Source organism: Trichocoleus sp. AS-A1, assembly GCF_039962015.1.
Lineage (GTDB): Bacteria > Cyanobacteriota > Cyanobacteriia > Cyanobacteriales > FACHB-T130 > FACHB-T130.
Window position 1 is genome coordinate 20,764 of sequence record NZ_JAMPKG010000020.1, and the last position, 24,629, is coordinate 45,392.

The 24,629-nt window shown below is 48.1% G+C and carries 22 protein-coding genes and 1 tRNA gene; 7 read left to right on the top strand and 16 right to left on the bottom strand.

Translation table 11 applies throughout. From position 1 onward, the window contains the following. Positions 1–112 precede the first annotated feature (112 nt). A complete protein-coding gene (locus NC994_RS16340) occupies positions 113–544 on the top strand; it encodes a hypothetical protein (protein WP_190437457.1) in 432 nt (143 codons plus the stop codon). A gap of 103 nt (positions 545–647) precedes the next feature. Here NC994_RS16340 and NC994_RS16345 read toward each other — a convergent pair whose 3' ends face one another. Together NC994_RS16345 and NC994_RS16350 are read right to left on the bottom strand one after the other, a co-directional pair. Continuing rightward, positions 648–1,043 (bottom strand): DoxX family protein, encoded by a 396-nt coding sequence (locus NC994_RS16345; RefSeq protein ID WP_190437459.1) that lies wholly within the window; start codon positions 1,041–1,043, stop codon positions 648–650. 201 nt (positions 1,044–1,244) lie between these two features. After that, positions 1,245–2,453, bottom strand: coding sequence for a NupC/NupG family nucleoside CNT transporter (locus NC994_RS16350; protein ID WP_190437462.1), 1,209 nt, complete (start codon positions 2,451–2,453; stop codon positions 1,245–1,247). 157 nt (positions 2,454–2,610) lie between these two features. On the opposite strand from NC994_RS16350, the gene NC994_RS16355 reads away from it, so the two are divergent. Together NC994_RS16355 and NC994_RS16360 are read left to right on the top strand one after the other, a co-directional pair. Further along, the gene (locus NC994_RS16355) at positions 2,611–3,441 is read left to right on the top strand and encodes an N-acetylmuramoyl-L-alanine amidase (protein ID WP_190427254.1); all 831 of its coding nucleotides are present in this window, start codon (positions 2,611–2,613) and stop codon (positions 3,439–3,441) included. A gap of 144 nt (positions 3,442–3,585) precedes the next feature. Next, positions 3,586–4,230: a molybdenum cofactor guanylyltransferase gene (locus NC994_RS16360; RefSeq protein WP_190437466.1), complete on the top strand. Its 645-nt coding sequence runs from the start codon at positions 3,586–3,588 to the stop codon at positions 4,228–4,230. Positions 4,231–4,302: 72 nt separating this feature from the next. Here the strand turns inward: NC994_RS16360 and NC994_RS16365 are convergent, their stop codons facing one another. From NC994_RS16365 to NC994_RS16410, 10 genes are all read right to left on the bottom strand, one after another. After that, entirely contained in the window at positions 4,303–4,950 is a 648-nt protein-coding gene (locus tag NC994_RS16365; RefSeq protein ID WP_190427502.1) for a hypothetical protein, read from the bottom strand. 298 nt (positions 4,951–5,248) lie between these two features. Then, a complete protein-coding gene (gene moeB, locus NC994_RS16370; protein WP_190414751.1) occupies positions 5,249–6,421 on the bottom strand; it encodes a molybdopterin-synthase adenylyltransferase MoeB in 1,173 nt (390 codons plus the stop codon). A gap of 98 nt (positions 6,422–6,519) precedes the next feature. Next, on the bottom strand, positions 6,520–7,011 hold the full coding sequence (locus NC994_RS16375; RefSeq protein ID WP_190427498.1) for a M67 family metallopeptidase: 492 nt from the start codon (positions 7,009–7,011) through the stop codon (positions 6,520–6,522). A 378-nt stretch (positions 7,012–7,389) separates the two neighbouring features. Beyond that, a complete protein-coding gene (locus tag NC994_RS16380; protein WP_190427495.1) occupies positions 7,390–8,118 on the bottom strand; it encodes an ABC transporter ATP-binding protein in 729 nt (242 codons plus the stop codon). A gap of 90 nt (positions 8,119–8,208) precedes the next feature. After that, entirely contained in the window at positions 8,209–8,433 is a 225-nt protein-coding gene (locus tag NC994_RS16385; protein WP_190414753.1) for a 4Fe-4S dicluster domain-containing protein, read from the bottom strand. A gap of 178 nt (positions 8,434–8,611) precedes the next feature. Then, positions 8,612–9,835, bottom strand: a complete 1,224-nt coding sequence (locus NC994_RS16390; RefSeq protein WP_190427493.1) for an ATP phosphoribosyltransferase regulatory subunit — start codon at positions 9,833–9,835, stop codon at positions 8,612–8,614. A 140-nt stretch (positions 9,836–9,975) separates the two neighbouring features. Beyond that, positions 9,976–10,950, bottom strand: a complete 975-nt coding sequence (locus NC994_RS16395; protein ID WP_190437476.1) for a J domain-containing protein — start codon at positions 10,948–10,950, stop codon at positions 9,976–9,978. Between the two features lie 113 nt (positions 10,951–11,063). Then, a complete protein-coding gene (locus NC994_RS16400; protein WP_190437479.1) occupies positions 11,064–11,888 on the bottom strand; it encodes an inositol monophosphatase family protein in 825 nt (274 codons plus the stop codon). Positions 11,889–11,948: 60 nt separating this feature from the next. After that, a complete protein-coding gene (locus NC994_RS16405) occupies positions 11,949–12,443 on the bottom strand; it encodes a thermonuclease family protein (protein WP_242030333.1) in 495 nt (164 codons plus the stop codon). A 52-nt stretch (positions 12,444–12,495) separates the two neighbouring features. Then, a complete protein-coding gene (locus tag NC994_RS16410; RefSeq protein ID WP_190414758.1) occupies positions 12,496–12,864 on the bottom strand; it encodes a 2Fe-2S iron-sulfur cluster-binding protein in 369 nt (122 codons plus the stop codon). A gap of 63 nt (positions 12,865–12,927) precedes the next feature. Between NC994_RS16410 and NC994_RS16415 the strand changes: the two genes are divergently transcribed. Beyond that, positions 12,928–13,012, top strand: a tRNA-Ser gene (locus NC994_RS16415). A 304-nt stretch (positions 13,013–13,316) separates the two neighbouring features. Here the strand turns inward: NC994_RS16415 and NC994_RS16420 are convergent. Together NC994_RS16420 and NC994_RS16425 are read right to left on the bottom strand one after the other, a co-directional pair. Further along, positions 13,317–15,074 carry an EamA family transporter gene (locus NC994_RS16420; RefSeq protein WP_190427481.1) on the bottom strand — a complete coding sequence of 586 codons (1,758 nt, stop codon included), beginning with the start codon at positions 15,072–15,074 and terminating at the stop codon, positions 13,317–13,319. Between the two features lie 640 nt (positions 15,075–15,714). Next, positions 15,715–17,064 (bottom strand): inorganic phosphate transporter, encoded by a 1,350-nt coding sequence (locus NC994_RS16425; RefSeq protein WP_190437481.1) that lies wholly within the window; start codon positions 17,062–17,064, stop codon positions 15,715–15,717. Between the two features lie 284 nt (positions 17,065–17,348). On the opposite strand from NC994_RS16425, the gene NC994_RS16430 reads away from it, so the two are divergent. The 3 genes from NC994_RS16430 (at position 17,349) to NC994_RS16440 (ending at position 19,859) form a co-directional block, all read left to right on the top strand. After that, the gene (locus tag NC994_RS16430; RefSeq protein ID WP_190437484.1) at positions 17,349–18,743 is read left to right on the top strand and encodes a hypothetical protein; all 1,395 of its coding nucleotides are present in this window, start codon (positions 17,349–17,351) and stop codon (positions 18,741–18,743) included. A gap of 15 nt (positions 18,744–18,758) precedes the next feature. Continuing rightward, the gene (locus NC994_RS16435; RefSeq protein WP_190437486.1) at positions 18,759–19,163 is read left to right on the top strand and encodes a hypothetical protein; all 405 of its coding nucleotides are present in this window, start codon (positions 18,759–18,761) and stop codon (positions 19,161–19,163) included. Between the two features lie 63 nt (positions 19,164–19,226). Then, positions 19,227–19,859 (top strand): hypothetical protein, encoded by a 633-nt coding sequence (locus tag NC994_RS16440; RefSeq protein ID WP_242032559.1) that lies wholly within the window; start codon positions 19,227–19,229, stop codon positions 19,857–19,859. A gap of 148 nt (positions 19,860–20,007) precedes the next feature. Here NC994_RS16440 and NC994_RS16445 read toward each other — a convergent pair whose 3' ends face one another. Both NC994_RS16445 and NC994_RS16450 read right to left on the bottom strand, forming a co-directional pair. After that, the gene (locus NC994_RS16445; RefSeq protein WP_190437494.1) at positions 20,008–20,565 is read right to left on the bottom strand and encodes a chemotaxis protein CheW; all 558 of its coding nucleotides are present in this window, start codon (positions 20,563–20,565) and stop codon (positions 20,008–20,010) included. 112 nt (positions 20,566–20,677) lie between these two features. Beyond that, entirely contained in the window at positions 20,678–24,508 is a 3,831-nt protein-coding gene (locus NC994_RS16450; protein ID WP_190437498.1) for a response regulator, read from the bottom strand. Positions 24,509–24,629: the final 121 nt, after the last annotated feature.

The window sequence follows — 24,629 nt, forward strand, 5'->3', positions numbered from 1 at the left end:
CCGCTGCGCGATCGCGTCAGCGAGAATTCAGACTTGAGCAGCGATCGCGCTCTTAAGTTTTTCTCTCATTCGCAGCGCCAAATGCATCTGTAACCACCCAAGAAGATAAGCAATGATTCAATTTGGTAAAACTCCTTCTGATTCCGGAGAAAAAAGCTGGCGAAACCAGCTGGCTCAGTTTGTCAAAGCTAATCAGCAAGAATTGGCAGCATTATCTTGGGGTTTGTGGTTAGAAAATGGAGACACTCAAGGTTATCTAGGGATCGATGTCCAACCAAAGCCGCATTTCGTCTATTGTCCAAAAGAGGCAATAGAAACACTCAATAATAAAGTCGAAAACCAGCTTCAGGAGATGGTAGGAGTTGTGGAGGCTCATAACCCTGAAGTGGAGGTTCTGATCATTGGCATTGGTGAGGGGCAAATAAAGCTGGTTCAGTTTCAACCAGAACCTCCACCTCCCGCTTGCTTTGAGAAAGTCGCCGCAGATGTTAATACATTGCTAGAGCGATTGGAGCAGCAGATGGGCGAGCAGATACAAGGTTAAATCCTAAAAAGCGATCGCGTCAGCGTATGTCTTCTTAGTGTTGCTCGCACGCTTGCTAGTGAGGGGAAACGCGATCTCATCTTTCATCAACTCAGCTAGTGAGTTAATCAGAACGCTTAGATACCATCTGCTCGTCCAAACTAATTGGCCCAGAGCCAATATAGTAGACCATGAGCAATCCCCCGATAATTGCTAAGTTTTTCATGAACGCAATCACCTGCATTCGATCGGCAAAATCGGTGTGAAAAATTAGCGTAGCCGGAATCATAAAGATAATTAGCGCGATCGCTCCCCAACGCGCTTTGTAACCGAGCAATACGGATAATCCGCCAGCCAGCTCAAGAATAATTGCCGCAACTAGCAACAGTGCTGTCAGGGGTAAACCCTTGCTAGCCATAAACTGTTGCGTGCCACTAAAGCCCGTAATCTTATCAAAGCCGGATTTCAAAAAAATGGCGGCTAAGAAAGCTCGTGCTATGAGGGGGATGTATTTTTCCATATTGACCTGCGATCGCTTCGCTTTTAACTTACAACAACATCCGGGCGGGAAGCAAAGTAACGGGATAAGCGATCGCCTTCACCACCGCCGATGATATCCTTTGCTGCGACTACCCGAACCTCTAGCTATAGCGAATTAACATAACAATAGTGCTTCTAGAGAATTAGTGCTTCTAGAGAATTCTTCAACTGAATGCCTTGCTCACAATAATATTCCCGCGATCGCAGCGGTCATAAAACCCGCGAACAAACCGCCTATCATCGCCCTGACACCCATTCTCGCTAAATCTTTTTGACGGTTCGGTGCCATCCCGCCAATCCCGCCGATTGTGATTCCAATCGAGCCAATATTGGCAAAGTTGCACAAAGCGTAGGTTGAGATAATTACCGCCCGTTCGGATATTGCCTTCTGCTCAATTAGAGTCTTCAGATCCAGATAGGCGATAAAATCATTCAAAATTGTCTTTTTTCCTAACAACACCCCCACCTGAGCGCAGTCAGCCCAAGGCACTCCGAGCAGCCACGCAACGGGAGCCATTACAAAAGACAACATCCACTCCAACGACAGCAAAGGCACGCCAAGAAGCCCCCCCAACCATCCCAGGAGCGCATTGACGAAAGCCAGTAACCCCAAAAAGGCAATAATCATCGCCGCGACATTCACTGCCAGTTTTGTCCCGTCAATTGCTCCCCCAGCTGCTGCGTCAATCGCATTCACAAAGGTACTCTCCACCTCTATCCCTGCCTTGCCAACCGTCTTGGGGACTTCCGTTTCTGGATAAAGCAATTTTGAGGCAACCAGCGAAGTCGGGGCAGTCATGAAGAAAGCGGCAATCAGATGTGCCGGTGGAATCCCAAAGGAGAGATATGCCCCTAATACGCCACCCGCAATTGTCCCAAAGCCCGCGGTCATTACTGCATGAAGTTCTGATTGCGTCATCGTCGCCACATAAGGCTTCACCAGTAACGGTGACTCAGTTGGCCCTAAAAAGACGTTCCCCGCACACGATAAAGACTCAGCCCCTGATGTTCCCATCGTCTTCATCATGACCCACGCCATCCCATTCACCACTCGCTGCACAATGCCGTAGTGGTATAGCACCGTGATGAAGGAAGAAAAAAAGATAATCGTCGGCAGCACTTTAAAAGCAAAAAAGTGTTCGACAAAGTTATCTCCAAAGACAAATTTGGCACCCACATCAGAGAATTCTAAAAAGCGGCTAACGACATCGCCGAGAAACTTAAATACAGCTAAACCGCCGGGAGTTTTCAGAATCAGCAGTGCAAAAATAAACTCTAACCCAAGCCCCCAAAATACCGGACGCCAACGCACAGCACGCCGGTTCACTGAGAAGGCATAAGATAATCCCACAAAAACAGCCAACCCCAGTGCTGAAATCAACCGCTCCATCGACTCTCTCAGGGCTAAGTTACAATACGGCGTATCATAGCCTGGATGTGTGGGCAAGAAAGTATCAGCTGAGCCTGCGGATTCTATCTTTGTGGGGATGGATCGGAATGAATTACGACAACATTCCAGGCGATTAAAATTTTGGAGAGATCGTAAAATGGTACGAATTTTTCTTTCCGCTGGACATGGTGCTGGCGATCCGGGCGCACAATCTGGAGGCACTACAGAAGACAGAGAAATGCGGCTTACCCGCGATGCTGCGGTTAAGGAAATGCGATCGCGCGGTTTAGATGTTTCCTCTGTTCCCGATTCCCTGAGTTTGAAGGAAACGATTACTTGGATCAATGCCTATTCCCGCCGTGGTGATGTCGCTTTAGAAATCCACGCCGATTCCGTCGGAAACACCAATATCCGAGGTGCCAGCGCCTTCTATACTGACGGCAACGAGCAACGCGAAACCGATGCCCAGTTACTACTGCAATCCTTACTCAAGGCAGTTCCCAGTTTGCCGTCTCGTGGTGTTAAGTCGGATATCGCCACAGGTGTCGGGAGTTTGGGTTTCTGCCGTCAAGTGGATATTCCCTCTGTGCTGATGGAGTTGGGGTTTATTACCAATCCGAGCGATCGCGCTTTATTTCAAACCAAGCGCCTAGACTTCGCCCGTGGATTGGCGGATGGTCTAGAAGCATGGAGTCGGAAGGAAGCTCAGAGGCAGGGCTTAACGCCTCCCCCTCCTCCTAGCTACCCCGTTATTAGTGTCAAAATCAACGCCCAGCTATATCAAAATCAAGGAATTTTGGTGAATGGGAATGCTTGTATTCCGGTTGTTTTTCTAAAGTCTTTAGGAATCGATCCGAGTAAAGTCGCAGACTTCCGCACCACTACTCACCGAAATCTCGAATATATCAAAGCGGTAGATTTGCAGCCATTTAAAGTATCCGTTAAATGGGACAATCCAACCCGCACAGTCGTTTTAACAACCTATTAATTTGCTTTCAATTTATTGGGTCATGGGTAATTTATAATCGGTTAAATTTTTGAGTTTTGAATAAACAACTCATGACTCACTGCTTATGCGCGATCGCTTTAAGATTACCGATTCCCGATTCCCCTATGGTTCAATGAATATAAAATGAACCTATCCTCGGCTGTATCGCTGACAGCAATTGTTTTGGCAGGTGGGAAAAGCTCTCGCATGGGGCGGGATAAAGCCTTAATTTCTGTGAATGGCGTTTCCCTGATTCGGCGGGTTTGTGAAGTTGCCCAAGCGTGTGCTTCAAAAGTATATGTGGTAACGCCGTGGATCGAACGATACCAAGATATTGTACCCAGCACATGTAAATTAATTCGAGAAGTCGGGACAGGAGAACTCCGCCCTTTTTCTAACGATGAGAAACCCCACGGGCCACTGATTGGCTTTGCCCAAGGACTCGCGCCAGTGCAAACAGAATGGGTGCTGTTACTTGCCTGTGATTTGCCCAATTTGAAAGAGGAAATTTTGCTTAATTGGGTACAGCATTTACCAGAGGTGCCAGAAGATTGTATTGCGTTTCTTCCCCGACATCCCAAAGGCTGGGAACCGTTATGCGGTTTTTATCGCCGCCACTGTTTGCCTAGCTTGACTGAATTCATTCATAAAGGGGGCAGATCCTTTCAGCAATGGTTGTCTCAACATCCCGTACAAGAACTGCCCCTAACCGAGCGATCGCTCTTATTTAATTGCAACACACCGGCTGACTTGGGAGAGGTAATGGGTAATAAGAGTTTTGAATTTTGAGTTGTAGAGACGCGATAAACTTTTTACCTTTTACTCATTACCCACTACCGATTACCCATTACCGATTACCATTTAAGGATTAACCGGCGCAGCCGGAACAACGGGTTCTGCTTCCAAATTGGGCAAAGGTGACAACTGAGGAAGAGGTGCCTGTGGCGGCGTAAAGTCAGGCGTCGGCTTTGCGGGTGGCGGTGGCGCAAAGGTGGGAGATAAGTTGCGGGGCAAATTATCTGCGGAAATGCAGGTATCCAGCGCTTTAGTGGCAGAAATCTCTAACTGACGATTCAAGCCAACAACGCATTCAGCAAAGCGGATGGGTAGGAGGCTACGACGACAGGATTCGAGGACCTCAAGCAATGGCGGGTTTTTGGTATCTTGGGAAATATTAATCACGCACCTGCCTAACTCGATGGGACGTCGCACCCGGAGACAGGCAGCCAGAGCATCTTGTGAGGCAATCTGAGTTTCTCGGTTAATATTAAACACGCAAGCGGATAAATCTGTCGGTTTGAGGGCATCCGAACAGCTAGAGGCAGAGAGTTCTGTAGAGATACCAACCGCCCTTAATTCGGCAGCGCAGTATTGAAAGGGGCTGAAATGGGTGGCGGTGGCAGGAACGGTCTCAACAGCGATCGCAAATAATCCTGCGGTAAAGGCTAGCCCAGTCGTGGATAATCGTCGGGAACGAGACAAGGCTCGTTCGCTACTTTTGTTTTGCATGATAGTTCTACATAAGTAGGTCACAAGCTATCCTACTTGGACATTGGTAGCAGTTTGCACCTTTGCACTCAGTCTAATGTTATCGGCTGCAACTAAAAATGCGATTGGGGAAGCGAACCGACAGGTCGGCGCTTTGCTATCGCACTCCAAAAGCGAATAACAATCAAACCCCACATCTGCACCCAAGAAGTTAGCAAGTTAAAATCTAGAATCAAATCTAGAATCAAATCTAGAAAAATAGAGACGTTCTCACAGAACGCCTCTATTAAAGGTTACTAAATTCAAAGCTGTAACCTTTTTAGTATTCAGGCACCGAAGGGTCAATTTCTCGACTCCAAGCGGTAATTCCGCCTTTGACGTTGGTGCCTTCTATTCCAGCTTGTTTCAAAATACCCAGCGCCTTCGCCGAACGTCCACCCATCTTACAGTGGGCAATCAAGCGATGACCGTTGAGCAATTCCTTCACTTGGGCGACACCCGCACCATTTTCAATATCTGGTAACGGAACCAAAACGGAACCCGGAATTTTAGCAATTTCGTACTCGTTAGGATTGCGAACATCAAGCAGGACAAAATCATTTGCACCGCTATCGAGCAATTCCTTCAATTCCCGAACCGTCATTTCTGACATTTCCATCTGCTGTTTTGCCTCTTCCGCTTTTGCTTGTGGAATACCGCAGAATTCTTCGTAATCAATTAATTTGTCAATGACTGGTCTTTCCGGGTTCGGACGCAGTTTCAGTTCCCGGAACTTCATTTGCAAGGCGTCATACAGCAACAACCGCCCACTCAGGGTATTCCCCTGACCTAAGATGATTTTGATCGCTTCAGTTGCCTGGATGGTGCCAATCACGCCGCACAGAACGCCGAGAACGCCTCCTTCAGCACAAGAAGGAACTAATCCGGGTGGTGGCGGTTCCGGATAGAGGTCGCGGTAATTGGGACCCCCTTCGTAGTTAAATACCGTTGCTTGACCTTCAAAAAAGAGGATGGAGGCGTAGACGTTGGGCTTGTTTAACAGCACGCAAGCATCATTAACGAGATAACGTGTGGGGAAGTTATCGGTGCCATCTACGACAACATCGTAGGGTTCAAGGATTTGCAGGGCGTTCTCTGAACTCAGGCGGGTTTCGTACAAATCAACTTGGCAATCAGGATTGATTTCTAAAATCCGGTTTTTTGCCGATTCAATTTTGGGTTTCCCTACCCAAGAGGTGCCGTGAATGACTTGCCGTTGTAAGTTGGAACTATCAACGACATCAAAATCGACGATGCCGATGCGTCCGATACCAGCAGCTGCGAGATACAGCAACAGGGGCGAACCCAGTCCACCTGTACCAACACACAGGACACTGGCGGCTTTGAGGCGTTTTTGCCCTTCCAGTCCAACTTTGGGCAGGATTAGGTGGCGAGAGTAGCGTTCGTATTCTTCTTTGGAAAGCTGGATTTCATCCAGATTGGGATTGAGCATGGCCTTTTAGTGAGGGCAGACAGAGTTAACAGCCTACCAAAAATACAATAGTCTTTGTATCCTTGGGTCTTAATCGTTTTTAAAATTAAGTTTGTAATTTAGGTTGTTTCAACAATTATCATTTCTTCAGGCTGGAACTGGTGGGCGTCGTCGAGACTCCAGTTGCGGAGAGCGCCAGCTTTACCTTGTTGAACAGAGACAATAATATACGAGTACACTGACCAGGCACACGCCCGATCGAATTCCGAAGGAATTGCTGGATGGTCGGGATGGGAGTGGTAAATCCCAATGATATCTAGTGGGCTGGGCGAAGCATCGCGTCCCTGCTTTTGTGCTTTCAGCATATCTTCGGGAGCGATCGCGTATCTGTCTCGCTTATCTGAACCCAGTTTGGCGGAACCTTCAATCTCTTGAAATGCTTCCACTGCTTCTGCATTCCAGCTGTTCTCGGTTGGCATAACTTCCACTACGGTTTTGCCATCTTCCGCCAGTTTACCCAGCAGTAAGCCGCAGCACTCTTCGGGATAGGTGCTTTCGGCATGGGTGCGGATGGCTTGCAAATGGTGAGGGTGGAGTTTTAATACTGCCAAGATGCCAAATCATCCTGCGCGAGACGTGGAACTATTGTATGCCACAGATGTCTCTCGTTTTGATTGTCTGACTATCTGCTTTTCTTTCACAACAGCCTTGCTTCTATAGGAATTTTGAAGAAAATCTTCTCTCTTCTCGCTGCTGCCTTGTCTATCAATTCGTTGAGATTGAAACGACAAATTTTATCGGGAATTCAATCAAAAATATTTTTAATTTCCGGAGGGTTGCTGTAAAATTCCAGAAGTTAATTGTATTGTTCTAAATTTCAGCAATATATATGGGCGCATAGATTCCAATTATAAAAAATATAGTACCAAAGCGAACAATATTTGTATAGTGCCAATTTCTTTAATTTTTAGCAGCGATCGCTCAATGCGTCAGTGAGCTTTACCTGCGCCCAGATACAGTTCTCCTACCTTCGGATCGTTCAAGAGTTCGGAGCCGGGACCTGTGAAGCGATCTCGTCCTGTATCTAGCACATAACCCCGGTGTGCCATGCCTAAAGCTTTCCGGGCATTTTGTTCCACCAGGACAATTGCTTTGCCCGTTTGATTAATCGCTTGAATCTGCTCAAAAACGTTATTGACCAATAAGGGAGACAGCGCCGCCGAAGGTTCATCCAGCAGCAACAGAGTAGGTTCCAACATCAAAGCTTTTCCCATCGCCAGCATCTGCCGTTCTCCCCCAGAAAGAGTTCCAGCCCGCTGATGCCGCCGTTGAGCCAGAACCGGAAAGGTGGCAAAGATATGATCTTTGAGCGGTTGCAAAGGGACATTGCGAATAAACGCGCCCATCTCCAGATTTTCTTCCACCGTCAGCGATGGGAACACATTCGAGATTTGGGGCACGTAGCACATTCCCCGCCGAACAATTTGATCCGACTTTAAGCCAGCAATATTTTCGCCTTTGAAAGTAATTTTGCCTTTATGAGGGCTTAAAAGTCCAAAGATAGTCTTTGCTAATGTTGATTTCCCGGCACCATTAGGGCCAATTACGGCAACTAATTCACCCGGATATATCTTGAAATTAACCCCTTGAAGGATATCTAAATCTTTGACATATCCCGCCCAAACATCTTCAACTTCTAATAAAGGTTCATTCGTCATTATTTCTAATTTATTATTTAATATTTATTATTTATGGTTCATGATTTATTGCAATTTCTGCATCAATCATGAACCCTGAATTCTCAACAATTAAGGCGTCTTTTGCAAATCGGGGCGTTCTTCGGGGACAATTGCTCCTTCCACAGGGCAGACTTGCAGGCAGATGCCGCAGTCAATGCAAGTGGAAAAATCAATCCAGTACCAGTCAGTCCCCTTCGTGTTTTTGCCAGGTCCTTCGTGAATACAGGCAACAGGGCAGGCATCGACACAATCAGCGACGCCTTCGCAGGTATTAGTAACAATCGTATGCGGCACAGTGTTCTCTCTCTTGGGATTGGCAGACGGCTGCTTCTATAGCCTACCAAAGTCTTTTGAAAGCTGATAGCTGAAACGAGACTTTTTAAATGCAAAAGTATGCAAATAAAGGTGAAATTTTGCAAGAAAAATCGCCTCCCCTTTGCGTACCTCTGCGCGTACCTTTGCGTTAAAAAATCTAACTCAGCGTCTCAATTTTAGTAGCACCCTCAGCTTCCACCCAGGCAATGCGACGGATGTGACGGCTACGGGCATATTCTCGCACATCTTCAGGCGATCGCTCCCCTAAATCCATTTCCACCCGTACTAGATGAATAGAATCTCTCAGGGTTTGGGCGTAGGCAAACGCTGCCAGATAGGCTTGGGGAGATGAAGGAACGACTAACCAATCACTCGCGGGCGTTTCGCGGGGCATCCCAGCCTTCGAGAGCAAGACTTGATATAAGTCTTCAATATTCAGCGCAAAGCCAATACTGGGGTAAGTTTGCCCCTGGGGATGATAGAGTCCCAGCAGTTGGTCATAGCGTCCACCCTGGGCTAAAACCCGTGCTTGAGTGTCTGTATCGCTAACGACTTCAAACACAATGCCGGTGTAATAGTTAAAGGTTTGGATCAAGCTGAGATCCAGAGTTACGGGGAAGCTTTGCTGATGGGAACAGCCTTCATTGAGAAGATCGATCAGGGATTTCAGAGTATTGACTGTTTGCCGCTCAGATTCTGCTAAATCTAGGGTGGAAACTTGTTGCAGCACATCAGCAGGATGTCCCCGCAGCTCAAATAGAAATAAAGCTCGTTCTCGCAATTCGGGGGAAAGGGGCAGAGTTTCCAGTGCGATTCGATCGAGATGCGCGATCGCCCGTCGCACTTTTTCTTGCAGATGAACTGGAAACGGGGAAAAAAGCGATCGCGTTAACCCCGCTTCTCCCAAAATTACCTGCCACTGGCTTAACCCCAGACACTTCAGACAGTCTCCCAGCAATAACAGCACCTCTGCATCTGCCAAGACACCTCCCGCACCCAACAGCTCTACCCCTGCCTGGTAAAATTCCTGCTGACGTCCGTAATTACTGCCCTGCGAACGGCGGAATACATTTGCGTTGTAGTAGAGGCGTTGCGGATAAGTAACACCAGCCATCCGCGTCACAGATGCACGGGCGATCGAAGCCGTCAGTTCTGGGCGCAGTCCCAGCGTCCCCTCCTCAGCATCCTGGATTTGAATCACTGTGGAGCGCTGGATTGCTCCGCCTGCCATCAAAGTATCCAACCGCTCTAGAGTGGAGGTGATAATCCGGTGATAGCCCCAGCGGTGATACACCTGCTGCAACCGATCTTCAATCCAGCTTTTTTGAGCGACATCGAGAGGCAGCAAATCCCTCGCGCCTGCCGGGGGTTGATAAACCATTCAGTCGTTGTTTTTTGTTAGTTGACAAGCGATTTTCAAGCGAAGTATTCACGATTAGCGAGTTGACGGTTTGACTCTAGCTCTCACCGAGAACTTCCAAACATCTAATAGCCGAGTTGCTAATCGAAGAAATCGCTTTCTTATTTCTTCTTACCAAACATACCAAATAAACCGCCTCCAGACTTATCCTCCGGCTTGCCCTGCCCTGGCTTGCCCTGCCCTGGCTTAGGCGGCGTCGTTGTCTTGCCACCCGCAACTTTTTGTGCCAGCTTGTCTAGTGCCTGTTTGCCCTCTATCCCAATCGGATCTTGAGGGTTTAATTTCAAAGCTTGGGTGATATGTACCTTCGCCATTGTCACCTTAGGCGGAGTTTGCTTTAAATAAACCATCCCCAATAAGCTATGGCAACGGCTATTGTTCGGCTCCATTTTCAGGGCTTCCCGCAACTCTATCTCCGCCTTCGCAAACTGGTTCTTCGTTATCAACTCATCAGCACGACGGAAATAGGGTTCCGCCACTGATGATGGTGTTGGTGTTGGTGGCGGTGGGGGCGGCGCTGGGGGCGGCGATGCATTTCCGCCAGCAGCCCCCGTGACAGGACGTTTATCTGACATCATCGGGGTTGCTACCCCAGAACCCCCCTTCCGCCTCAGATAAACCATATTCAGTTCGCTGATTTGAGCCGTCACTTCTAGGACTTGGCTCAAAGATTCATATTGCGTTTGTGCTAGCTTTTGCAGTGCCGTTTTGTAGGAATGCTCTAAATCGCCCCCCGCCTGAGCTAACTGTTTCGCGGTTTCACCTTGGGGTTGAGCGTTCGCCCCTTCCCCAGCCAAGCGCTTACCCATTCGCCCGACCATAACCACGTATTCTGCCCGCGTGCGATCCTGAGACAGTTGCTCGTAGGCAGGATTTACCAATTTTGACAACATCTGGCTGGCACGCTGTTTTTCTGCTTCGTTTTCAGCCTTGCAACTATCCGGATGCAATCTCCGGGCAATTTTGAGATACCGTTTGCGGATGTCATTGACGCCTGCATCTACTGGCACCCCTAAAATTGCGTGGTGGTCTGTGAAATCAAACTTGAACAGTCCACGGTCGATCCGAAATGACATAGCCCGCTTTCCCACCGTCAGAGCCGAGTATTCTTTCTAATATACTGCCCTTGCGAAAGCTATGTGTGACCTTGCTTACAGAGAATCCTGATTTTTAGCACTTTGCCATCTGCTTATTGCCATCTACTTAGAGGTGGAATTTGCAAAAGTTCTTGACTGAGCTGTGGGTGTAGATAACCATTTGTTGCCAAAATCCGACCGGAATGAATTGCTAAAGGACTCCCATCATAGGCGCTGACTTTGCCCCCAGCTTCCTCCACGATTACCACTCCGGCTGCCAGATCCCAAGGCTGTAAACCCCTTTCCCAGTAACCATCCAGGCGTCCGCAGGCAACATACACGAGATCGATGGATGCGGAACCGCTGCGCCTGACACCCTGAGTGAGATGGGTAAGGTGACAAAATTCAGCGTAGTTATTGTCTGCGGTTTCGCGTCGATCGTAAGCAAAGCCGGTGACAAGCAAGCTTTTGCTCAACTCGGCTGTTTTGGAAACTCGGATGCTCCTCCGGTTGCAAGTGGCTCCTAAGCCTTTGGCAGCGCGATACAACTCCTGATGAAATGGATCGTAAACGACACCGACTTGGGGAACTCCGTCAATTAGTAACCCGATTGAGGCGGAGAAAAAGGGATACTGATGAGCATAATTTGTGGTGCCATCTAGGGGATCGATTGCCCAGAGGTATTCGCTTTTTGTATCTCCCAGTTGCCCTGATTCTTCTGCCAGGATTTGATGGTGGGGAAAATGACGATTGATGACTGAAAGAATGGTGGCTTCGGCGGCTTTATCTGCTTCAGTTACGAGGTCGCCTGGACGTCCTTTTTCTTCAACGGCTTCTAATTTGCCCCAGTAGCTTTGCAAGACGGCACCAGCAGCTAGCGCCGCCTCGGTGGCAATATCTAGAAAAATTTGCAGTTGGTCAGGGGTATGGTGTGTCATATTTGTGGCTAATAGCTAATGGCATTGAACAATGAATAATTAGCCATTCGCAATAAGCCGTTAGCGATTTTGACGCCGAAACTCTGCTGGAGTCCAGCGCATGGGTTTTTCTGGGTTCCAAATGCCTTTGCCCATAATTCGAGCATATTCTTGAGCGGTGGTGAGCCGTTGGTCATATTTGTTGTTGAGCGATCGCGGTACAAACACATACCCTTCTACCACCATCTGCTCGTTCAGCAATACCCCATCTTTCCACACATAAGCTAATCGGCGCTCAAACTGGTCTTTGCTTGACCCATCCGACTCTAACAAAACGGATTGTCCGGCAATCAACTGCTTGAGCCGCTCTTGAGCCGCCGATCCCCAAGGCTGCTGTTTCATGTCGGGTGCCTCGATTCCCAGCAGTCGCACTCGCTCTACCAAAGCGGATTGCTTGCTGGTATCCAGCACTTCCAGGGTTTGTCCGGTGACAACCCGCTCCACCTTCACGGTGACGCCTGTCGGAACTTCTTTCGCTTGGCAACCAACCAAGAAAAACCAAAAGCCAAAAGCCAAAAGGCAAAAGAGAAAATTCTTTTGCCTTTTTGTTTTTCGCGATCGCCTTTGGTTATTCTTCATCCAGCGGTAAACCGAAACGGACTTTGCCCTTGCCAAAATAGCGACCGAACTGGAGTTCGTAAACTTCATCCTCATCCTGAGTTTCTACTTCCAAGTCGGAGCGGGGATAACTTACGCAGAGTAGAGCATAGCCTTTGTCGCGCAGTTGCGGAGAAAGCCCCATTGCTTCTGGCTGATGGATTTCCCCTGAGAGGACGCGCACGGCACAGGTGGTACAAGCGCCATTGCGACAGGAAAAAGGCAACTCGACGCTCTGATGCTCGACGCTAGATAGGATATAGCGATCTTCTGGCACCTGAAGGTCATGGTGAGTGCCGGTTTGGCGATTGCGTATCCGAATGGTGTGGTAATTCGTCATAGTTTTAGTGTATTATTAAAAATCGCAGCTTTGAGTTGCACATTTCAAAATAAATAAACCTCTGGAGAGGTGGCCGAGTGGTTGAAGGCGCAGCACTGGAAATGCTGTTTAGGGCAACTTAACGTGGGTTCGAATCCCACCCTCTCCGTTGAAAATCAAAACTCAGCATTGCTGAGAGGCTTATCGCCCTAGAAGTATCCTCTGGGGCGATATTTATTTTTGGGGAGCGCTTCAGTATCAGCGCGTGAATCCCCAGCAGAAAAAGCGATTGGTATTTGATTTTGCAGCAGGAGTGTTGACGTTGGTGGGGTAAGAGCGATCGGATTCAAATTTGACTAGAGAGAAAGACGCGATCGCGCCTTTTGAATAAATTAGAAGTGCCTAATAAAAAACAATAAAAAAAGGGTGAGCATTGCCCACCCTAAGACGAATCAATTAACCAACAGCATCGTTTATTTTGCGGGTTGCGCCTTGTTTTGAACCAGCAGCCGCTCAAAACTTAGGGCAAACACTCCCAGCGTCACCAGTACGATGCCGAAAATTGATATCGGCTGTAAAGCATTCTGAGCGCTCGGAATAATCAAAAATGCCAAAACTGCTGTTAACACAGGGCCACTAGAAGCGATAATCGAGGCTCGTGCGGCACCCAAGAAGCGAACGCCAAAGTTATTTAACAAATAGCCCGCTAGAGTTAATATCCCCAAGACAACGCCGCCGATAATCAAACCCAGGCGCTTATCCGGGATGACCTGAACAGCCAAATTTTCTGGTAATGGCAACATCAGACTGATGCTAGCCAGGACAAAGATGGTTGTAAACTGAACCAAGCTGACGGGGACGGGGTGAAGCTTTTGAAAGCCAAGCTGCATAAAAATCAGGTAGAAGGCAAAGGCGATTCCTGAGGCGGCGGCGGTGCCAACTCCCACCCCAGAAATGCTTGCCACCCCACTATTAACCGCCGGGAAGATTTTAGGCCAAGCTGCGAGGATAACACCCAAGGAAATCGTACACATCACTCCAACGCGCAGGAAGGTGGGGCGATCGCCAAAAAACAGCCACGCCAGCGGGACTGTAATAATTGGATACATAAACAGAATTGTCACTGCAACCCCTGGGCCAATTTGGGGGATGGCGATATAAATCAGGACTTGCGACAAAAACAGGAAGAATCCACTCCCGACTACCGTTAAAAGTCCGCGCCGGTCTGGATCTAATAAAAACTTCTTAATATCCCTCCACACGTTGGGATAGAGAACGATGGCAAGTAAAGCCATTAAAGGCAGCACCACCATCATCCGGAACCACAAAATTAACAGCGAGTTGCCCAAACCTAGCTTGATGAATCCTCCCAAGGAAAACAAGTTAAAAATTTGACTTTCTCTGCCAATGATTTGGACAACCACGTTATGAACCGACAGCGCCACGGTAGAAATTAAAATCAACAATAACCCTAACTGACCTTGGGAGCTTGGTTTAGGTTGGCGTGGCGGTGGTAGCGGGGCAGCCGGAACCGAGAACGGAATCGCATTCGCTTCTGGAGGCTGTTTGCGATCGCTATAAGCTTGCCCTCCCACCTCTGACTCTGATGGTACTAATGGCAGCGCATCGCTTTCTGCTTGCAGTTGTTCGTGCAGGCGATTGACGAGAGTTTCTAAAATTGCTTCTCCTTGTTGCTCCAAGCCGTGCATCCGTGACAGCTGCTGGGAGAACGAACTTTGATAGCTGCTGATGTCTTGTTGCAGTGTTTTAAAAGTCGTTCTTAGGGTTGTATCCAAGGAAGAGAGGATTCGGTAGGCACTGTCGTTGTAGTCATTTGCCGAGGGCGGCAAATTGGCGCTGCTAGTGCCACCCAGCGGGTGATAGGAGCTACCTGGTTGCTGGGACAGCCGTTGCATCAGCAGATCTTGCAGGTGTTCTGCGATCGCTTGGGTGAGTTGCCCAACTAAATATTGCTGCTGATCCTGATCAATTTGTTCTTGAGGCAGAGAGCTTTGGGACGAGGGTAATTGCTGACGCTGAGCTTGTAGATGATTGATCTCATCGACCAACCGGGATTTCTCAGCCTGGAGTCGCTCAACGTCTTGATTCAACTGGACGATGAGATTTTGCTTCAGGTTCTCAAGTTCCTGCGTCATCGCCCTCAAAAGAGCCTCTGTTGCCGTAGCATTTCCGGTGTTGTGATTTTCCGGTAGATTGTCCAGTTGCCCCATTAGCGTATAACCTCGGTACGATTGGCTATAACGAAGTGTAGTTTTAACTTAGTTTACTTAAGTCTTGTTAGTATTTCTGATATTTTGGCAGATACACTTTCTGATGGATGTGATTTTGCTCAACTAGGTGTTGTTTCTCTGATGAAGGAAAGTGTTTGATTTTTTGTCATCAATCCTGACAGATTACTCCAAAATTCTGGTGATTTTTAAGAGATTTTTCTGGTGAATTTAATTTTTTTCTAGACTGTTGAATCTTGCAGTGCCTGCAAGAAAAACTACTTAGACACTATCCTCCCTCGACATATTGAAGAACAAAGAGGGAGTTTCTTCTTCCCGCGAGCGAGAGACTTTTGGAGGGTTCAGACAACTTTTGCAAGAAGTCTAATATTTTGATCCCTAAAGCCCCAATAAAAGGGGGAAGAAAGTTCGCGCCACGTTTAAAAGCAGAGGTTTGAGCTTTGCAATACGCGGATGAAACAGCGCCGTGTCTCCCTGCCTGAAAGCCAATTGATCGCTGGCATTTAGGATCGAGTTTTTGGACGCGGACGCATTTTCCCCAACAGGGTAGCAGCCGCCGCCTAGAAACTCCTTCCAGAAAGAGTGTATCCCAATCGGGCAACCGGAGAGGGGATGTAAAGTTTTAAATTGAATCCATCAAGTGGAAAATTCCGAATTGTCCCCCTATCTGACGGATAACTAGAAAGATAATTGCCCCCAAACCCGCACTAATGGGAAGGGTAATTAGCCAAGCGAGTCCAATCGATTGCAGCGTTTGGAACCGGATGGATTTCCAGTCTTTGACTGCACCAATGCCAACCACAGCACCGACAAGGGCGTGGGAGGTGGAGACGGGCAAGCCGAGCCGGGAAGCAAGCAAGATGGTCGTAGCGGTTGCGAGTTCGGCGCAGAAGCCACCGCTCGGCTGGAGGGCAATAATGCCTTCTCCAATTGTCGCAATGACTTTTTTGCCCCAGACGGCAAGACCGGCAACGATACCGGCACCGCCCAATACTAGAATCCAGAGGGGAATGCTAAAGCCAGTGATAGGAACGGAACCTGTGCGATTGATATAAACGATCGCCGCTAAGGGAGCGATCGCGTTGCCAACATCATTGGAACCGTGGGCAAAGGCGACGAAGCAGGCACTTAATAGCTGAAACCGTGCTAGCTGACGCTCAATAGGATTGAGAATTTTAGATGGGGAGTTTGGGATTTCGCGGTTGTCCGTCTCATTGGCTCCCGCGATAACCCTTGTGTCTACAAGCTGCTCTGCTTCCTCGCGGGCTAATTGTCGCCAGATGAACCGGGTAAGGGCAACTGATGCGATCGCGCCAATCAAGAGAGGGATATCGTGGGCAGGAAGGTTGATGCCGAAACGATTTGTCAGCCAGGTATCGATGGGTTGACTCACAGAGGGTAGAACAATCACCCCAAAGACGCCCAGCAACGTCACGCTCAACCAGGGGATCCATTCGCGCAGTTGAAAAAGTGGGTTGGGTTGATCGAGAATCCAACGCTTGACAACGCTGTAGAATAACGCGGCAATCGTGCCACTGATGATCGGCGTTATCACCCAGGCGAAGCTGATTAGACCAATTAATGACCAATCAATGGCACCGACACCCGCCGCCACCCAGCTAAAACCGGCGATCGCGCCGACTACCGCATGAGATGATGCGACTGGCAAGCCCAGACTGGTGGCAATTTGCAGCCAGACGCCACAGGCTATCAATACCGAAACCATGCCAATCAGTAGCATCTGAGGTACGGCAGCGAACAGTTCTGGATTGACAACCCCGGTTGCCAGCGTCTCCGATACGGAACGACCAAACAGCACGGCACCTGTAAATTCCAACACTCCGGCAATCACCAATGCCTGCCGTAGGGTGACAGCCTTCGATCCCACCGACGTTCCCATCGAGTTAGCAACGTCGTTTGCGCCCAGATTCCAGGCAACGTAGAAAGCTAGCAGGGCAACAAAAACAATCATGCCGTAAATATAGATATCGACACAGCTAGTTTATCCGGTGAAGGATAGGGGAGCGAACTGAGAACTCAGCGTGCGGCTAACGCCTCGCTTCTCTAACGCGATCGCGCTGAAGGGAGAGGAAGCGGCGATCGGGATTTGAAGCGATGATTTTTACTCAAATCGAGGCAAAATTTGCGCGATTATCACTGCGGATACACGCGCCCAACTCTGTATAAGTATCTATTCAACGATTTGGGAAGACCGACTTCTCAATTGGAGCGGTGTGAGTTTAGTAGGGCTAATTTATGCGTTTTCCTCATGTTGCTGTTTGTACTTTAGCTGCTTTTGTGGCTGGAGGGATGACAGCCCAAGCAAGTGAAAGTCCGAGTTCCGAAGGTTCTCCCCAGGCAGCCGTGACCGATGAGGGGAGTGTTGCCACCCCGATGGTGACTCCTAGAAGTATGACAGCGATCGCTGCACCAGAAATCCAACCAGAACCACAATTGGCATCCAGGCAGGAATTTCCGTTGCCTTCTCAGAATGCCCCAGGATTCGCTGCAAGGCAACTTCCGGCATTGACAGCTGCCCCCCAAACTGATTTGCCAGAAATCCCTGAAACTGCGGCGCTTCCCTCAAATAACCTCCTCTCCCAGTTATCAACAGCTTCTGATATTAACCAGTCTGCATCTGAGGAATCCGGGAGGAAAGCTTCTGACTTAGCTTCCTTCCGAAACGGGGAAACTGTTAACGAAGCGGCTGTAAATGAACGAACGATACCCAGTGGAGGTGTATTTACATCCAAGGCTGAGGCACTCCGTCCAGATGAGGCGATCGCTAACTCGTCAACGGTACAAACCAGCCAGTCAATGGCAACGGAACCGAAAGCCAGAAATACCTGTGCCTCGCAAAGAATCAAGAACGTTAAATCCTTAGATAATGCAACTTATCAAGTTGCTCAAGAAGTAAGCACACCGGCTACAGAACGCTGTCCGGGTCCGGAACCTGTTGCGCCGCTAGCGTTGCCAGCACCCATCGAGGAATTTGAAGCTTCGCCCGCCCTGAGCATTTATATCCCAGTTGGCTATGGTGCCGATAGAAACACCGCCTTTATCAGCGGCACCTATCAACCCAACGTGCGAGAAGATAGTGGTTCTGTGGGGGCTGCGGGAATCGGCATCGGCTTAGGCAATGCTGATAAAGCCGTCGGGGTAGAACTATCCTACGCTTTAGCGACAAATGACAGCTTCGGCGAAGGTGGTTTTAATGGCAAGCTGCATCGTCGATTTGGGGGAGATGTATCAGCAGCATTAGGCTGGAATGGTTTTTTAAATATTGGTCACAACGACTTTGAACAGTCCAAATATGGAGTTGTTACCAAAATATTCCGAACGCGAGAATCTCTCAATGATGCTTTCAGCCGCGTTGCTTTTACGGTTGGTGTCGGCGATGGACAGTTCCGTTCCAACGGTGCGGTTGATGCGGGTGAAAACAATATCAATGTATTTGGAAATTTGGCAGTTCGTGTTGTTCGACCTGTTAGTTTGATTGCGGAATGGACAGGACAGGACTTAGCATTGGGTCTTTCCATCGCTCCCTTCAAAAACTTTCCTTTTGTGATTACTCCAGCCTTGCGCGACGTTGCGGGTGCGGGTGATGGCTCTCGATTTGTATTAGGTGTTGGGACAGCATTGAAGTTTTAAGGAGGAGTACCCCAAATGCACACCATAAAATCTCTGGGTTGGGTTGTTGGCTTATCAATTGTGGCGCTGGGTATGGCTGCGCCTGCGAGAGCCGACCGTAGTTATTCTGATATCACGGGAACGAATATCTGGAACAATACGGCACCCATTTTTGATACTGATGACAAGTTAGATCCGGAACTAACGGCAAATATTACCCGGCTTAACCAAGAGTCAGAAACAGCCTTTCAAGCCTGCGGGGCTGCTCTGACGGAACAAACTCCTGGTACCCGCCGGTTTACTCGACAGCCTCAAACACCACCCCCTGTTCCCCAGGCGTGTCAGCGTCTAGAGGAGTTAAGGACAGAAGTCGAAAACTTGAGAACGACTTTGCAGCAAAAAGACATTTCCAGAGCCAACTCCGGTTTGCGGACTTGGTAGCGGTTCGGTTGTCAGTTGCAGAGTCATTCTAGTGTGAGCAGGAGCAAGAATACGATGAGGCAGATGAAGCGTAAAAACGGTAGAACCGCCGGGTTCAAGTGGCTACTGGGAGCGATCGCGGCTGGGTTTATGGGCGTGGCAACGCCCGTTCACGCTGAAGATTTGTTTGGCAATGAAGCTGTCCAGTTCCCGGTGGATACGACGATTGAATTTGAATTCAAAGAGTCCCACGGAGCTTATCGATCAACGCTTGGCGTTGTCAATTTAGATACGGGTGAAGAGACCGTGCTGTTTCAGGAAGTCAAACCCTATGACGGCTTCGGAAGCGAACAGCCTCAGCCTTCCTCGCCCGGTCAAAATAATATTGGCACGGCAATCGATTTTCTGGGGACAGTTGATGGGGGAGCTGTAGAAAATCGACTCAGCGAATATACTTTTAAAGCGAATACCCGGTATGCTTTCTACCTGGAATCTGTTAGCCCTACAGGTCAAACTCGCCGCAGTGTCAGATCCACCACCAACCTAGCAGCTGCGTTTAATGGCAGATTGGATGGGGGCACGAACGAAGAAATTACTGGTGTTCGCATCGCCTGGGATGATACAGGGCTACCCCAACCAGGAAAAGATGAGGATTTCGATGACTTCGTGATTGAGGCGGGAGGTTTTCCACCCGTTCCCTGTCCGCCAATCCGCTAATCGACAATTTCATTATTTTGATCCCCCAGCACCCCTCTGTTTTAGGGTACTGGGGGATTTTGTTTTGAGTCGATATCAATTAATGAGATCGATCGCGCTTCAGGAGATGAGGATGCGATCGCTAACTCCTACCTATTCCAACCGAGTATTATTGATGCTGCCGTGTCTCCTCGTCCGTAGCAGGTGGCAGAGCGAAATTGCCCCCAGAAAGTTTTGTTGTTGTATCAATATCTAACAGAAATAAGGTTAGAGAAGTTTCTGGTTGAGAAATGACAGCAACGTGACTGGCTATCCCTAGGGTATTAGCGTGACGAAAGGATTCGGGTAAGACTCGAATCGTGGATAAGGGTACATCTATCAAAGCGGGAACGGTTTCAACGGGGATACCATACAACTCTCTTTCGGTATTTTGAAGAACGATCAGATAGGCTCCCTGAAGGGTTTCGTGGGTTGAGTTGGATGAAAATAACCGCTGCTGTAGAGCCAAAACGGTCACTTCGCGATCGCCTACATGAGCAATACCGACTCCATTCAGTCCGCTGCCAAAAATTTGGGTAGAATTCAGCACTTTGTAGATAGACTCAATCCGCAAACCCAAGTTTAAGCTACCAATGCTAAACACAAGCACTTTAATAGCGGGTACAGACGCGGAAACATCTAACCGATCGAAATCCGGGGGGGTTGAGTTGATTAAAGTGCTGTTCATGCCTTTTTTTTCAGGGGAAAGTAGGATTCATCCCTCCCGATTCACCCAGAGGGTTGGGGTGGGTTTCTGGACTGTAATTGATGTCTTTAAAAACATTGAGATGCTCTCATTATTATGAGCTACGAACGGCAGCTCCTAAAGATCCACTTTTTTCAAAAAGGGCTTTGAGGGCTGCTAAGAATTCTTGCTCTAAGTAAGGTTTGCTAAAGTAAGCACTGGCTCCCAAGTGAGTTGCTAATTGTCGATGTTTTTCACTACTACGGGAAGTCAGCATCGCTACGGGTATTTTTGATAGCTGCGGATCTTGACGACGATGGTTGAGAAATTCAAAGCCATTTAGATTCGGCATTTCTACATCGCAAACCACCATTTGAATGTTGGAATTTTGCTGTAACTGTTCGATGGCTTCCCGTCCATCTCTTGCTTGTAAAACGCGGTATCCTGCTTTTTGGAGTGTTAAAGCTAAAGTTTGTCTGAGGGTAATCGAGTCATCTACGATTAATATCAAAGGCGATTTAGCTGTGTTTGCGGATACTTTAGTTTTGTCAATTGATGCAGTTTGGATGGGGGAAGCAGTTGGCAGATCGGTGAAAGTAGTCGTAGCGATCGCGTTCTTACTTTGCCCAACCATCTGGGTGAGAAGCGTTGCCCCATCAATTACCGGAATCAGGCTCCCATCTCCTAAAATCGTGCAACCGTAAATATAACTTGGAGGCGCGATCGCTGCACCAAAGGGTTTGATCACCAATTCTTGCTCTGTGACCAAGCGATCGATTTCTAAGGCAAGAATTTGGTTATCTCGGCGGATTAGCAGCATCGGTGGTGCCCAAGCTTCGGGAGTGGGAACGGCGACTAAAGCTTGGCTGGGAATTGATTCAGGCAACGGACAACTATAGTCCAGTAATTCTGATAAGTGATAGACAGGAACGATTCGCTTGCGCCAGTGCAAGAATCTCTGTTTTCCAGAGTGCTTCATCTGGTCAGTTTTCGGAATGACGATCTCTTCAATGCTGTCAGCGGGGAAGGCGTAAGCAGTGGAACCAACCAAGCAGACGAGTAATTTAGCAATCGTCAGCGTCAGCGGGATGCGTAACGTAAAGGTGGTACCTTTTCCAGGAGTGGTCGTGACCGTGATGGTACCTTTGAGCGATCGCAGTTGCGATCGCGCCACATCTAATCCCACACCTCGACCCGACAGTTCGCTGACTTGAGCCGCAGTGGAAAATCCTGGCTCAAATAGTAAATCTAAAAGTCGAGTGGTTGAAGTTGTAACCACTTGTTCTGGTGAAAGCAACCCCAACTCTAGTGCTTTCAAACGGATGCGTTCTAGGTTGACTCCTTGACCGTCATCCCGTACTTCAATAATCGTGTGACTCCCCTGATGATAAGCCTGAATTTCAATCTGACCCCGCTCCGGTTTCCCTTGCTGACGGCGTACTTCTGGTGGCTCAATCCCGTGATCGAAGGCATTGCGGAGCAAGTGCAGTAAAGGATCGTTGAGTTTTTCTAAAGCGGCTTTATCAACTAAAACTCCCGTCCCGCTTAATTTCAGCTCGACTGGCTTTTTGTATTTTGTGGAAAGGTCGCGCAAAACTCTAGGAAAGCGGCTCAACACTTCGCGCAGGGGAAGCATCCGCGCCCACATCAAATCATCCCGCAAGTGGGCGATCATTTGACGTTGACTTTCTAAAGTTTGGCTTGACTGGCCAGCTAAGTGTGCCACATCCCCGACGATTTCTTCGAGTTGCACCATCTCTTCGAGGCTCTCTTGCACCATTGAGTGCAATGCTCCATAGCTGTCCATCTCTAGGGAGTCAAACGAAGAAGTTAGGGGTGTAGAGGTGCTAGAAGACAGGGGATTATGCTCTATATTTTCCTCGGTTTCAGACGAAGGAAATCGCGTTTTTACATCCGGCTTTTCTGCTTTTCGAGGTATGAAAGTTTGCTGGTCTGACGCAATAGAATGGCGTTCTGGAGCCACTATCATCTGGTCTGATAAATCGCGCAGATGATTGGCGATTTCCTGAAATTTAGTAAACCGCCGCAGCAGTTCTTGCACCGTTGCTTGCAGTTGTTCGTTTTGGAGGAAAAGACCGTTTCGGTTAATGGCAAGTTCACCCACCAAGTTATTCATTCGTTCCAGTCGATCTAAGTCAACGCGAACAGAAAGTTGGGGAGTAGAATTGGTAGGGGCGATGGTTTCCTTCTTGTCTTTGGCAGCAGGCAATTTAGCAGGTTTAGAGGTTTTAGATCCTAGTTTGTCGATTTCAGCCTGAATTAGCTGAGGCGAATTTTCTGGGTTGGCTAGATTGACCGGAAGCTCGGTTACGGAAGGTAAAGTCTCAAATAATTGCTCGATTTTCTGAACAACTGCTTGAATATTCGTTGGGGATTTTGTTTCAATTAATTCTGAGTGTAGTTCTGGAGCTGGGGGAGAAATAGTAACTAGGTTAGTTTCTTCAACAGCTAGCTCTAATTCAGGAATTTCCTCAATCAGCGCCATCGGCTCAGCTACTTCAAAAGAAGATGAGTTTTCAATTTCTATCTCTGGTAAATTTGAGGCAAAACTACCAAAAACTTCATCTAGAGAAGGAGGGTAAGCGAGGATTTCTTCTTGAGCGATTAACTCAAATTCTTGATTTAGATTAGCTGCTGGTAGCGCCGGAAGTTTCAGCCCGTCGAAAGATGAATTATTATAAAAATCTGTAATTTCTGCTGTTAATTTTGAATCCTTAAAAATTTTATCTGAAGTTTGTTTCTGTTTTCGCTCGTCTAAGTTTGGTTTGAGACTTTCCTCATCTGTAGTTAAGGTTAGATGCTCAGGTTCATCAACTTTGAGAAGAGGGAGTTGATTTTGAGTTGATAGGCTGGAATCTGAGAAATCAAGAATTTCGTCGAAAGCAGCGATAGAAGTTAGCGTTTCCCCTGGAATGCCTAACTCGGTTTCGGAAATTTCTTCAGATGTGAATAGTGCCGAAACGTCTAGGAAATCTTCATTGATTTCAGAAGGGAGGACAGAGCTACCAAAAATATCTTCAATAGAAGAAAAGGAAAAGGAGAGCGCTGATTCCTCTTCATCTTCAGTCAGTGTCAGTAGCTCTAATTCGGGAGCCAGTTGGACGCCTGTAACCGTTGATCCAGGGGAAGTTTGAACTGGAGAAGTAGCAGCAAGTTTTGTTAAAGCGGTAGAGGGAGAACCGCCAATCAAGCGATCTCCTGCGAGTACGCCTTCTCTCGCTGCTAGAAAATCAGCTAATGCCAGTTTAGCAATCTGCAAGGCTTGTTCGGGATGAGCATCGAGCGCCGCCAAAGTAGTTTGCGCGATCGCTCCAAATCCTGGCAAACTTAATAATTCTGCGATGCCGGTAAATACATCAGCGAGTGCCCGCAATTCTCCGGCTACTTGATTGCTTTCAGGATGGGCTAAAACATGGGTGAGGCGCTCTAGTTCTTGCGCCACGTCCACTTCAAATATCGATAAGGTGATATCAATTCCCAATTCCACCGCATTGGGTAAAACTTCCTCTCCGGTGAGGAAATCTCCTAATTGCGCCTCAATTTTGGCAAACACGGGTTCGGCGATCGCGATCGCCTGTTCTGCGTTGAAATGACCCGCCAGAATCTGCTCCGTTAAAGGGAGGCGGAGACAATCATAGGCTTGCAGCAATAAGCTTTCTAGTTCGGCATCAATCTCTAACTCTTTGTTGTGGAGCGCCTTAAAGATGTCTTCAAGGCGGTGAGCTATCGTTTTGATTGTTTCGAGTCCCACGCAAGCAGATCCCCCTTTAATCGAGTGAGCCGCACGCATGAGACTGTGAATTTTAGCAGTAGTCCGCTCTGTCTTGAGCGTCAGCAGTTCCGATTCGATGACCTGCAACAGCTCTGGAGCTTCTTGAATGAAGAACTGATAGGCTTGGTCGCGGATATCAGAGTCGAGCGCCATAATACTGAATTGGTAATTGGTAATTAGTAATTGGTAATTGGGGAATAGGCGTATGGGAATTTGGAATTGGTAATTGATAATTGGGGAAAAGGGGTTTAGTAATTAATAATTGGCTGGATTC